Consider the following 13,375-nt stretch of genomic DNA (forward strand, 5'->3'; position numbering starts at 1 on the left):
ATCACGCTGAAAGGCGTGATTTTTTTATATCAGTTAGAGGGTTTCGATGGATTAGTCCACTAAAACAATCACTTTATTGTCGTTCATTTCTACAGTACCACTGTTGATGTAAAGTACCCATTGACCATCTTCCTGGGTAAAATTCTTTTTGTGTGCTTCTGCAATAGTCGCATCACCTTTAAATTTTACTTTTCCTTTTTCAAGAATAGAAACAATAGCTGCGTGATTATTCAACATTTGGAACTCACCTTCAACACCAGGCACAGTAACACTCTCTACGTTGCCTTTTACTAAGGATGCTTCTGGGGATATAATTTCTAAATACATTTTTTCGAGTTATCTGTTATCAGTTATGATTTATAAGTCAACTTTAAACTCATAACTCATAATTCTGAACTTATTATTAGGCTTCTGCGAGCATTTTCTCACCAGACTCAATAGCTTCTTCAATGGTTCCTTTAAGGTTGAATGCAGCTTCTGGTAAATGATCCAATTGGCCTTCCATAATCATGTTGAATCCTTTGATGGTTTCTTTAATGTCAACCAATACTCCCGGAATCCCTGTAAATTGTTCAGCAACATGGAAGGGTTGTGATAAGAAACGTTGTACACGTCTTGCTCTATTTACCGCTAATTTATCTTCTTCTGATAATTCCTCCATCCCTAAGATGGCGATAATATCCTGTAATTCTTTGTAACGTTGTAATAATTCTTTTACACGGGTGGCACAGTTGTAGTGTTCATCACCTAAAATATCAGCCGCTAAAATTCTTGAGGTGGAATCTAATGGATCCACAGCAGGATAAATACCTAGCTCAGCAATTTTACGAGACAATACAGTTGTGGCATCCAAGTGGGCAAACGTGGTAGCAGGAGCAGGATCCGTTAAATCATCCGCAGGTACGTAAACCGCTTGTACAGATGTAATAGACCCTCGTTTTGTTGATGTAATACGTTCTTGCATGGCACCCATCTCAGTTGCCAATGTTGGTTGGTAACCTACCGCAGATGGCATACGCCCTAATAATGCAGATACTTCAGAACCCGCTTGTGTAAAACGGAAAATGTTATCAACGAAGAATAAAACGTCCTTTCCTTGAGCTTCACCAGCACCATCACGGAAATATTCCGCAATAGTCAAACCGGATAGCGCCACACGAGCACGAGCTCCAGGAGGTTCGTTCATTTGTCCGAATACGAAAGTTGCTTTTGATTCTTTCATCACAGATTTATCAACTTTAGATAAATCCCATCCGCCTTCTTCCATAGAGTGCATAAAGTCATCACCATATCGAATAATGCCAGATTCTAACATCTCTCTCAAAAGGTCATTTCCTTCACGAGTTCTTTCTCCAACTCCAGCAAAAACTGAAAGTCCACCGTGACCTTTTGCAATATTGTTAATCAACTCCTGGATCAAAACCGTTTTACCAACACCTGCACCACCAAACAAACCAATTTTACCACCTTTTGCGTAAGGCTCAATCAAATCGATAACTTTGATACCTGTAAATAAAACTTCCGTTGAAGTTGAAAGATCTTCAAATTTAGGGGCTTGTCTGTGGATCGGTAAACCAGCATCGCCTGCTTTAGGCAAATCACCTAATCCATCAATAGCATCACCAATAACATTAAACAAACGTCCGTAAACATCTATACCTACAGGCATTTGAATAGGAGCACCTGTGGCCACTACTTCAGTTCCTCTGCTCAATCCGTCAGAAGAATCCATCGCGATTGTTCTTACCGTATCTTCACCAATATGAGATTGGACTTCTAATACTAATAAAGAACCATCAGGTCTTTTAATTTCTAAGGAATCATAGATTTTTGGAAGCTCTGAACCCGCTTCAAACGCTACGTCGATTACTGGGCCAACGATTTGTGCAACTTTACCTGTAACTTTTGACATTACTTATCTGTTTAATGTTGAATTAAATATAATATGAAAACATTGTTACCCAATCGGGTTGAGTACTTCTTTTTTCGCGCTGCAAATATAGAGATTTTTAACTAATTATAAAGTGCTTTATGGGTGTTTTTTAACCAAAAAAAAACACCTTCTTTATAAAGGTGTTTTAATTGGAGAATTATATGTTAGTTTATCTAAAATCTTTACTGTAGTTTGTAGGATAATCTCCTGGGTCTACTTTATAGCCTGCGGCAACAAAATTTGAGCCATACTTGGCGTCAATGGCTTTTAAAAACTCATTGGCCATTACTGCGTATCCTCTTGATGTTAAATGTACTCCATCTAAGCTGATGAGGCCACCTTGTACTAATGCCGTTGTGAATATATAATTACCATCAGAGAATCCAGTGGTTGATGCCGTTTGTAATATAGATTTGAAATCTACAGTGGCGAGATCGAATTCAGTTGCAATAGCGTCGATAGACTGATTGTATGCATCCGTAGCAGATTTAATATCGGCTTGCTCACTTGGGATAAGCACCCATTTATCAGCCAAAGGTAGTGTAACACCTTCTACAGAAAATTGGCCTGCCAAAGCTTGAGATAAGCCTTGCGCCATTAAGGCGGCTACAGAATCTGTATTTACGGTACCAATTATAGTACTACTTGGTAGAACTAATAAATCATCTGCCGTTGCTTGTCTTGCCTGTCCGTACGTAACCGCTAATAAGTTAGCAACTAATGGGGCGGCTTCTGCCGGTAAACCAAACTGTGCAATAAATGCGGGAAATGTTGGGCTTGCCATTAATGCACCTCTAATTATTGGAGCGATATCATTAAGGCTTTCGTCTTTAATGACCACGGCACTTGCAGCTGTTTCAGAAAATACAATGACTCTACTTGCATCAACTTGAGCAAAGATTTGGTTTAACGCTCCGAAAATTGAGTTCAACAACGGAATTTGTGGACCAAATGATGGGTTTGTTGGGTTTAGTGGGTTATGTGGTACTGTTGTAAAATGGGCCAGGTTTGTAATGTACGGCACATTTGCAACAGCGCCTTTAGCACCATTACTTGTGAGTGCTGTTACAGCAGATTTAAAAGAAGCAGCGAATACATTGGGATCAGTAATATCGTTCGAACCGTAAGTTGCAGGATTGAAATTTCCCAATTGATACACACCAGTGCCTCCAGAAGTAGCATAGGCTAAAACATCATTCCCACCAATTTCTGAAAGTGTGAAAAACGTCGCGTTTTGTGCTACTGCATCACCAAGAACTGTCGCTGTTGCACTAGAGGCCATACGTCCGAAATAAGGATTTAAAGAGCCGTATCCTGGGATTCCTAAATGAAAACTTTTTGCTCCCGGAATTCCGTAGTTGTTAAACGGACCTGATAAATGGGAATTGATCTCGGTTGTCGGGGTTGCTGGAAGCACTTGCGGTCTAGAACCATTGAAAAACAATCTTGGTGCAGAAGCAACATTTCCGTTCACCAAGAATCCGCCAATATTGTCACTCATAAGGGGTTGTGAAAATTCACTGCCACCAACATTCATGAACGTTTCAGCTAAGATATTAGGGAACGAATATTCTTGAGCCGTAGCAAAAAGAGCGTTGTCAGTAAACCCCGCAGAGAATGATGCGCCCACGGCAACATAGTTTGAAAAGTCAACCGAACCAGCGGTTAGTTCCGGTAAAGGTTCGGGTGCTGGGTTATAATCATTGTCATCATCACTACACGCTGTAAAAGCAACTAGGATAGCGGACAGTAGTAAATATTTTATATTTTTCATTGTATTGTTTATTTTATAGGTTGTTGATAGTCCAAGATATATAATACATAGATCCGATAGAACCTGTACCAATTGCCGTAAAGTACTCCTTACCAATAACATTGGTTGCACCAGCCTTAAATATAGATTTCAATGAAGGAATGGCATAGTTTATCTGTGCGTCAAGTGAATGGTAGGCAGGGATGGCACCATCACCAAAAGTCGCTTGCCAGTAGTAATCGTCACTCCATCTCCAGGCCGTATTGAAGCCAAAGTTTTTAAACAACTCCGTATTTCCAAAATTGATTTTTGCTTTATGTTCCGGAGTGTTAAAGCTAGTTTTGAAATCAGGAAATGCAGCCTGGTCAAAATCCTGTTTTGTATAGGTATAACTTCCTCCCAAATCAAAATTTCCAAAAACCTTTGTTGACAGTCCAATGGAACCGCCATAAGAGTTCACATCTGCTTTTGAATTGGTATAGGTTTGATAGGCCTTGTAATCGCCATTGGCAATAGCAGCAATGGACAACCCATTGTCGCCTACAGTTCCGTAAAAAGGTGCTACTACAACTTCACCAGAAATAAAATCTTGGTATTTATTGTAATAAACACTCATATCCACAATAACCCTATCGAGTTTTCCTCTATAGCCAACTTCTGCCGTTGTAATCTTTTCAGGCGTTACAAGAGCTGAATTTCCTATTTTTAAATCGGCTGGATTTTCAGATTGCGCAAAAGCGGTCACTGAAGACGCCAGATAGGAATTGGTATAGGCAGCACCACCTGTTTGTGTAATAGTTGCCGGTTGTCCAAAGGCCATTTGACCGGCAGCACTGATGTCATAATCTCTAACGTAACGGTCTAAATTGCTTGGAGCAGAACCTACTAAGACGGCGCGCCCTGCGTCAAGACCGATAAATAAATCTTGAGTCGTTGGATTTCTGAAACCTGTTTGTACAGAAGCTCTAACGTTATGATTTTGATTTACCGTAAGACCTGCAGAAATTCGAGGCGATAAAAACCCGTCAAAAAATTCTGACTTGTCATAGCGTGCAGAACCTGTCAATTTTAGTTTCATTTCTGCGCCTAAGTCAAACTCTTTTTGCAATTGGGTGTATACACCAAATTCTGAGTAAGGAATAGATCCATCATAATCCGTGTAAATTGTTCCAGAAGAATTCAAGTCATATTTTCTGTAAGATCCACCTACTTGAATGTCAATGACGTTCCATAAATGACTGAAGTTGTAATTACCATCAGCATGCGTGTATTTTGATTCATCTTTAAATTGAGAGCCTTGAGAAAAATCAGGATCGGCAATAATTCTGTTAAATGCATTTTCGAATTCAGGAGTTCCTGGTTGTAATCGACCTGTTTCTGCCACTGCTCTTGCAGTAGTGTGTGCTTGCGCTTCTGTTGCACCACCTAAAGTTGCACCCGCAAAGGTTTGAATGTAATCTCCAAACCATTGTGTGTCTGATTTCCAAGCACGATTGATATTGATTCCTGTAAAAACCATATCGTAAGAATCTCCAGCGTTGTCTGATACGACATAGCCTCTGACGAAGAAATTATCATTTCTTACCTCAATCTTATGTTGTTGTTGTGTAAAATTATCAATGGCATATCGGTTGGTTCCTTGGTAAAGTGTAGAACCTGTACCTACTTTACCTACGTACTGAATTTCAAAATCGTTGGCCCAAGGTCTGAAATATAGTCCCCAGTCAGCTTTGATGCTTTCTGCGTTGTAATCGGTTAGATCGCGCTCTTCATATCCTGTTCTGCTCACCATAACATCTGGAATTATTCCTAAACCTCCAGAAGCGGCTCTAATATTGGTAGATACTTCATCACCATAAATATTGTAGCCATCATAATCAACACTTGCTCTTGTAGCGCCACCACTAGGTTTCCCATCATAGTTGTTAGCAGTCCAATCGGTTCCTTTTAACCAACCGAAATTTACTTTTGCAGCAAAATAATCACTGAACTTGTAAGCCATTCTGATACCAGAATCTCTATAAGTGTTATCGCCACTGGCGTCCTGCGAGGTAATACCTTGTTTGTGGTAGCCACTAATTCCTTGAAAATCAAAAGGGTTTTTACTACGCATAAAGAGAATACCGTTAAATGCATTCGCACCGTATAAAGCAGATGCAGCACCAGGAAGTAACTCAACACTCAATACGTCAGTCTCATTCATACCTACTAAATTTCCTATTGGGAAGTTCAGGGCAGGAGAGGAGTTATCCATCCCGTCAACCAATTGCATGAACCGCGTATTGGCGAAGGTTGCGAATCCTCTGGTGTTGATTGATTTAAAGGTTAAACTGTTGGTGTTGACATCAACACCTTTTAAGTTTTCCAGTCCGTCATAAAACCCAGCAGATGCCGTATTTTTAATCTCTTTAAGACCAAATCTTTCAACGGTTACGGGCGATTCAAAAACGCGCTCCGGTGTTCTAGAAGCTGAAATGATCACTTCATCCAGAGAAGTGCCTTCCTTAAGTTGGAAGTCGATGGTTTGAGTTGCTGAGGTGACTTGTTTGGTTACCGATTCAAATCCAACACTACTCACTTGAATAGAAAATGGAGGTATTTGAGGGGTTGTCAATACGTAATTTCCATCAAAGTCTGAAATAGTCCCAGTGGATGTGCCTACAATAATAACATTGGCACCTGGTAAGGGTTGTCCAGTTGCGTCGGTTACTTTTCCGGATACTGTAGTTTGCGAATACGTAAGCGCAACACTTAGCAGCATCATAATCTTAAGAATTGTTTTCATTTTAGGGAATTAGTTGATTTTGGATACCAATATAAATAATTTAATGAGACTTTGAATTGTTTTTCATAAAAACTTATGCATGCATAGTATAATTTGATAAATAAAGGGTCGATATTCAGTTGATTCCATAAAAAAAGGCTAAAAACCTTAGAAATATGGTTTTTAGCCTAATGATATTTAGTAAAATGTATTGGTAGTCTTCTTAGAATACTATTCTACGGTTACGGATTTAGCGAGGTTTCGCGGTTGGTCCACGTTTTTACCAAGCATTACTGCAATATGATAAGATAGCAGTTGCAAGGGAATGGTGGTTAATAAAGGGGATAGGTTTTCTAAGGTTTCTGGAACTTCAATCACATAATCTGCTAATTCTCTAACACTCACATCACCTTCAGTAACAATCCCGATAATTTTACCTTTACGTGCTTTAATTTCCTGAATATTGCTTACTACCTTTTCGTAATGTCCTTTTTTGGTAGCGATAACAATCACTGGCATGTTTTCGTCAATCAGGGCAATAGGGCCATGTTTCATCTCGGCCGCAGGATAGCCTTCAGCGTGAATATAAGAGATTTCCTTAAGTTTCAAAGCGCCTTCCAAAGCTACTGGGAAGTTATAACCTCTACCCAAATAGAGCATATTGCGTGAATCTTTATAGGTTTTTGCAATCGCTTGGATATGTTTATCTGCTTTTAAAGCTTCTTTTACCTTTTCTGGGATAAGCTCCAATTCTTGCAGCTGTCGTCGGTAATCTGAGCTTGACATCGTGCCTTTGGCTCTTGCTAATCGCAATGCTATCAAGGTTAAAATTGTAATTTGAGTGGTAAACGCTTTTGTGGAGGCAACACCAATTTCAGGACCTGCATGGGTGTATGCGCCAGCATCCGTTTCTCTTGCAATCGAAGAGCCTACAACATTACATACTCCAAATACAAATGCGCCTTTAGATTTAGCCAATTTAATAGCGGCTAATGTATCTGCAGTTTCACCCGATTGTGAAATTGAAATGACAACATCTTTTTCAGTGATAACAGGGTTTCGATATCTGAATTCTGATGCATACTCAACCTCTACTGGAATTCTTGCCAAATCCTCAAAAATGTATTCAGCTACCAATCCTGCATGCCAGGAGGTGCCACAGGCTACAATAATAATACGATCAGCATTTAAAAAGCGCTTCATATTATCTTCAATCCCCGCCATTTTTATGATGCCTTCTTCTACTAATAACCGGCCCCTATAGGTGTCTTTTATAGCTAAAGGTTGTTCGTAAATTTCCTTAAGCATAAAATGCTCATAACCGCCTTTTTCAATTTGTTCTAAATTGATTTGTAGTTTTTGGATATAAGGATTGACTAAAGAGTCATCTTTAATTTTTCTTATTTTGATGTCTTTATCCAATCTAATGATGGCCATTTCTTCATCCTCAAGATAGATGGCATTGTCAGTATATTCAATAAAAGGAGAGGCGTCACTGGCAATAAAAAATTCATCATCGCCAATACCAATCGCCAAAGGACTTCCTAATTTTGCTACAACAATCTCATTGGGCTTTCTTTTGTCAAACACAGCAATTGCATAAGCGCCAACAGCCTGGTTAAGTGCAATTTGAACTGCTTTCCCTAATTTGATGTCTTCATTGATCATCACATCTTCAATCAAATTGATCAATACTTCTGTATCTGTATCTGACTGAAAGGTATAACCACGTTGGGTAAGCTCTTGTTTTAGCGACTCATAATTTTCAATGATACCATTATGAATAATGATCAAGTTGCCTGAATTTGAATAATGTGGATGTGAATTTACATCATTTGGAACTCCATGAGTAGCCCATCGTGTATGTCCTATACCCAAGTTTCCACTTGTTGACATTTCTTTTTCCAAAAGTTCCTGCAAGTCAGCGACCTTACCTTTCGTTTTGCACAAATTAAGATCCTTGCCGTCATACAATGCAATACCTGCACTGTCATAGCCTCTGTATTCTAAGCGTTTTAATCCTTTTAAAACAACGGGATAAGCCTCTCTATGGCCTATATATCCAACAATTCCACACATATTTTATTCGTTATTTGGTTCAGTATATAATATCTCCAAATGTAGCCTTTTGCCCGGTACAGTTGTATTGTTTCCATATAGAACGGTCCCTTTTGGAGATAAAACTGAGCTTCCAGGTATTGATTCAACGGTATTGATACCAGGGGTTAAAATTGAATTTTGCAGTCTTTCTTCTTCCATGTTTACGTTTGTGGAAACAGATACTCCTAAACGCACATTTGTTGAATCTTTTAATAAAAGATTCTTAATATGTTCGGTGATTTTAATTTTATATCGGACGCCTTTTGAATTCTCATCATCACCTTCACGCTCGAGTTTTCCGAGATGACTGATCCTAGAATTATTTGGCACGTTTTTATCCGCAGCATCAAATCTGAAGTCTATTAACGGGATTTGATTTTTTGTATCGTAAATATAGATTCTATCTGGTTCCTGACCATTTGTTAAGGATTGATCGACGTAAAATATCAAATTCGCCTCATTGATCAATCGTTTGGCTTTCACAAACTTTCCATCGGCATCAGTTTCTACGAAATCATTTTTAAACTCCTCAAAGGCAGTCATGGTTGCATCATTATCGTCAACGTCAGTGCCATCAAATAAATCTACGATGGCCATAGAGCCTTCTCCACCTTTGAGATACAGTTTCTCATCACCCATCATTGGGTCACCATTAGGAATAGCCAAGCTAAAGTCATTCTCAAAAAAATTGACTTTATTATTTGGGAAATTCATTTGATACGTGCCACTAACACGCTCAGTCCCAGAAGCCGTTGGAGGTGAACTATAATGAATGGTGATATTGGCATTGGCAACTCCAAAATTTAGGAGCATCATCACACCGTTAGTGGTATTAGCTTCGGTTTCAAAGTAAATACCTCTAAAATAGTTTTGAAAGTTATTGGCGTTGCTCAGTTCTGGTTGTCCTTCTTTAAGAAGGATTTTATTTTTCCAAAAAGTAGTGTCCATCTTAACACGGATGGCAGGAGCTAAACGTGTCACCTCTTCACCTTGCTTTAGTTTTATTTCGCTATTATTAGGTTTAAAACCTTGAAATTCGTGTAACACCTCTCCTTGTAAGGAAGACAATGGAATTTGGTTTGAAGCCGATAAAGAGCGATCTGAATAATACTTTTGTGGTGCGTTGAACTCTGAATTAGGGTCAAAACTTCTTAAAAAGTAGTTGTTCTCATATAGTTTGAGGTTAATGTCACCATCACCATAAATGGAATCTAATTTATACTTGGTTTCCTCGTTTTCAATTCCCAATGATTTACTGAAGTATGGAATGGTTAAGACTACAGAGTCCATGCGTGTACTGTCAGGAAACGTTGGGTCAAAAATGGTTGGTGTCAATTGAGTGACCATGCTAGCCTTTGAACTTCCATAAACCAAATCTTTATAAACACCAAGTAAGTTTGAAGGCAAACCATTGGTTTGAACAGGGTTGAGTTTATTGTTAAATGCGATGACCTCATACTCCTTGTCAAAAACATCAAAGTTGTTTTGACCAGAGATATCTGAGCCAAGAGAGATATAATCTCTGTCACAGGCAATAAACGTTGTGACCAGTATGGCAAGAATAAATAGGTTTTTCAATGGGAATTTTATGTTTTTCATTACTGTTTTTAAATGGATTTGAAAGCGAATTGGACAGCTTAACTTAATTTCAGTACTTGATTGTTGTAGAATTCGGTTAGTGGCTCGGCAAAGTCTTCTTGAGAATAGTAGTCCAAAACAGGTTTATTAGAAGCTTTTAGGTAGTCTTCCAATTCCTCGGGGAGGTCAGAAGAACCCTTTATTAAAGCATCGGAATAATCAATTGCAACCTTCATTAGATTATTGAAACTTGGTGTTTCTAAAACCTTAATGGCCGCTTCATCAATATTATCAAACTTCACTTTGTTTATCATGCCCTTATCTAACGTGCCTTCAAAGCTTTGATTGTATATTGAAGTCACTATTTTACTTTCAGAGAATAGGGGTTCATTTTTATAATACTCTTTAAGATAAATTGGAAGTAGTGAAGCCAACCATCCATTAACATGAATAATATCTGGAGCCCAATTGAGTTTTTTTACGGTTTCAATCACACCTTTGGCAAAAAATATGGCGCGTTCATCATTGTCAGGATAAAGGCTTCCATGTTCATCCGTTAAGGTTGCCTTTCTCTTAAAATATTCTTCGTTGTCAATGAAATAAACCTGAATCCTTTCTTTAGGAATTGAGGCCACTTTAATGATCAAAGGCATGTCCAAGTCATTAATGACAAGATTTATTCCTGAAAGTCTTATTACTTCATGCAATTGGTGTCTACGTTCATTTATGTTTCCATACCTAGGCATGAATATTCGTATTTGTCCACCTTGTTTATTTACCATACGAGGTGCTTCAAATGACATTGAAGAAATCTCTGTTTCAGGCAAATAGGGTACAACCTCGGAAGACACGTACAATATCCTCTTGTCTTTCATAAATCACGTAGTTTAAAAAAAGTTAAAAATTAAAACACGCAAAATTACAAAAATTTATGCAGATTGCTAGTAAAATCTTAAGTTTGCACGCTGTTAATTATTTGTTATACAATGATAATCCACCATAAAAAAGAAGATTTAAGACAGACTCTAAATGGGCTGAGGCACAAAAACCAAACTATTGGTTTCGTGCCTACTATGGGTGCCTTGCACGACGGACATTTGTCTTTAATTGATCAAGGGCTTCAAGAAAACGACAAGATGGTGGTCAGCATTTTTGTCAATCCAACACAATTTGACAATACCAACGATCTCGAAAAATATCCTAGAACCTTAGATCGTGATTTGAAATTTTTGAAAAGGTTGTCAGATGAGATCATTGTTTACGCTCCTATGGCAGATGATATATATGGAAGTAGTGTAACCTCTGAATATTTTGACTTTGATGGTTTGGAACATCAAATGGAAGGTAAATTTCGCAAAGGTCATTTTGACGGAGTAGGAACCGTTGTAAAACGCTTATTCGAAATTGTAGCCCCTGATGCTGCTTACTTTGGAAACAAAGATTTTCAGCAACTCCGCATCATTCAGAAACTGGTACAAAAGCATGATCTGCCAGTAAACGTGGTAGGCTGTGAGATTTTTAGAGCTGAAGATGGGTTGGCCATGAGTTCCAGAAATGAGCGCTTAACAACAGCGCACCGTGATGCAGCGCCATTTATTTATAAGATACTAAAATCTGTCAAAATACGTTTTGGCACGGAAAGTGCAAATCAAGTAACGGAATGGGTTGTAAATCAGTTTGCAAAACATGATTTGTTGGAATTGGAATATTTCACCATTGCTGATGAAGCCACACTAGAAGCCGTTAAAAGAAAATCAAAATCAAAATCGTACAGAGCTTTTATTGCTGTATTTGCTGGAGATATCCGACTTATAGACAATATAGCACTTAATTAATTACCTTTGCCAAATGCAAATACAAGTTGTAAAATCGAAAATTCACCGCGTTAAATGTACAGGTGCCGAACTAAATTATATTGGAAGCATTACCATTGATGAAGATTTAATGGATGCCGCCAATATTATTCAAGGCGAGAAGGTACAGATTGTCAATAACGATAATGGAGAGCGTTTGGATACTTACGTCATTCCTGGTCCTAGAAAATCTGGTGAAATAACCCTAAATGGTGCAGCAGCCCGAAAAGTAGCTGTTGGGGACACGCTCATTTTAATCACTTATGCGTTTATGGATTTGGAAGAAGCGCGAACCTTTAAACCTTCTTTGGTTTTTCCTGATGAAGCTACCAATCTACTTAAATAGCTTTGAGCCCAAAGACTAAAAAAACATTAAGGATTGCCTTGCCTGTTGTATTGGCTGTGTTTTTTGGTTGGTATACGTTTTCAAAATTACCCATTGATCAAATCATTCCATATTTCAAAACAGCTCACTATGGCTGGATTTTTTTAGGAATGTCACTTGGTTTGTTCAGTAACTTGTCTCGCGCTTACAGGTGGAAGTATCTGCTGGCGCCTATGGGATACCGTTTGAAATATCCCAACAGCATCATGGCGGTTTTTATCACTTATCTAGCCAATTATGGAATTCCTAGATCAGGAGAGGTGCTGCGGGCGGCGGTATTGACCAACTATGAAGGGGTGCCATTTCAAAAGGCCTTTGGAACAATCATTGCTGAGCGCATGGCTGATTTAATTGTGCTGTTGAGTATTGTTGCAATCACGCTTTTAATCCAATTTGATTTTATCTTCCAGCTGTTGGAAAAATCCTTTCAACCAAAAAAGCTCATTCTCTTTGCTGTGATTGGGATTGTGTTTTGCACTATGATCTTTTTGTATCTAAAAAAAAGCCAGTCTAAAATAGCATTAAAAGTGCGCAATTTTGTGAAAGGTCTATTGGAAGGTATTTTAAGTATCTTTAAGATGGAGCATAAATGGGCGTTCATTTTTCATACCCTCTTTATTTGGGTAATGTATGTCATGATGTTTTATGTTACCACTTTAGCTGTAGACGATTTAAGAGGTGTGTCCATTGGTGCGCTTTTAATCGCTTTTATTGCGGGTAGTTTTACAATTGCTGCTACCAATGGAGGAATCTTTGTATACCCCTTGGCTATAGGTGCCGCCTTTTCACTTTTTGATATTCCAGAAAATCCAAGTATCGCCTTTGGATGGATCATATGGGCTTCCCAAACCCTAATGATTATTGTATTAGGGAGTCTTTCATTCTTGTTTTTGCCTATCTATAATCGGAAAAATAAGATCATCAAGAAAGGCTGATGCTTTGTTAAACATTTAGAAACGCATGGTAAAAAAACCGAATAATTTTTTACCTTGCCATAGCTAATATTAAT

10 protein-coding genes are annotated in these 13,375 nt (G+C 38.4%); 3 read left to right on the forward strand and 7 right to left on the reverse strand.

All coding sequences use genetic code 11. The annotated features are described in order from the left end of the window. Positions 1–51 precede the first annotated feature (51 nt). The 7 genes from G525_RS0107530 to G525_RS0107560 form a co-directional block, all read right to left on the reverse strand. On the reverse strand, positions 52–327 hold the full coding sequence (locus tag G525_RS0107530; protein WP_027125615.1) for a FoF1 ATP synthase subunit delta/epsilon: 276 nt from the start codon (positions 325–327) through the stop codon (positions 52–54). 76 nt (positions 328–403) lie between these two features. Further along, positions 404–1,912, reverse strand: a complete 1,509-nt coding sequence (atpD, locus tag G525_RS0107535; protein ID WP_027125616.1) for a F0F1 ATP synthase subunit beta — start codon at positions 1,910–1,912, stop codon at positions 404–406. A 190-nt stretch (positions 1,913–2,102) separates the two neighbouring features. Next, positions 2,103–3,707, reverse strand: a complete 1,605-nt coding sequence (locus G525_RS0107540; RefSeq protein WP_027125617.1) for an SGNH/GDSL hydrolase family protein — start codon at positions 3,705–3,707, stop codon at positions 2,103–2,105. Between the two features lie 13 nt (positions 3,708–3,720). Continuing rightward, entirely contained in the window at positions 3,721–6,471 is a 2,751-nt protein-coding gene (locus G525_RS0107545) for a TonB-dependent receptor (RefSeq protein ID WP_027125618.1), read from the reverse strand. Between the two features lie 210 nt (positions 6,472–6,681). Further along, complete coding sequence (gene glmS / locus G525_RS0107550; protein ID WP_027125619.1) at positions 6,682–8,529, reverse strand: glutamine--fructose-6-phosphate transaminase (isomerizing); 1,848 nt, start codon at positions 8,527–8,529, stop codon at positions 6,682–6,684. Between the two features lie 3 nt (positions 8,530–8,532). Continuing rightward, positions 8,533–10,149, reverse strand: coding sequence for a BamH family beta-barrel-assembly machinery protein (gene bamH / locus G525_RS0107555; protein ID WP_051209849.1), 1,617 nt, complete (start codon positions 10,147–10,149; stop codon positions 8,533–8,535). A 38-nt stretch (positions 10,150–10,187) separates the two neighbouring features. After that, positions 10,188–11,003, reverse strand: a complete 816-nt coding sequence (locus G525_RS0107560) for a glycogen/starch synthase (RefSeq protein WP_027125621.1) — start codon at positions 11,001–11,003, stop codon at positions 10,188–10,190. A 111-nt stretch (positions 11,004–11,114) separates the two neighbouring features. Here G525_RS0107560 and panC point away from each other — a divergent pair, with 111 nt between their 5' ends. The 3 genes from panC to G525_RS0107575 are packed head-to-tail and all read left to right on the forward strand — an operon-like array spanning position 11,115 to position 13,301. Then, positions 11,115–11,963 (forward strand): pantoate--beta-alanine ligase, encoded by an 849-nt coding sequence (gene panC, locus G525_RS0107565; RefSeq protein ID WP_027125622.1) that lies wholly within the window; start codon positions 11,115–11,117, stop codon positions 11,961–11,963. Positions 11,964–11,976: 13 nt separating this feature from the next. Next, on the forward strand, positions 11,977–12,327 hold the full coding sequence (gene panD / locus G525_RS0107570; protein ID WP_027125623.1) for an aspartate 1-decarboxylase: 351 nt from the start codon (positions 11,977–11,979) through the stop codon (positions 12,325–12,327). 2 nt (positions 12,328–12,329) lie between these two features. Then, complete coding sequence (locus tag G525_RS0107575; RefSeq protein ID WP_027125624.1) at positions 12,330–13,301, forward strand: lysylphosphatidylglycerol synthase transmembrane domain-containing protein; 972 nt, start codon at positions 12,330–12,332, stop codon at positions 13,299–13,301. Positions 13,302–13,375: the final 74 nt, after the last annotated feature.

The sequence above is a fragment of the Gelidibacter mesophilus DSM 14095 genome, from assembly GCF_000423005.1.
GTDB classification, from domain to species: Bacteria; Bacteroidota; Bacteroidia; order Flavobacteriales; family Flavobacteriaceae; genus Gelidibacter; species Gelidibacter mesophilus.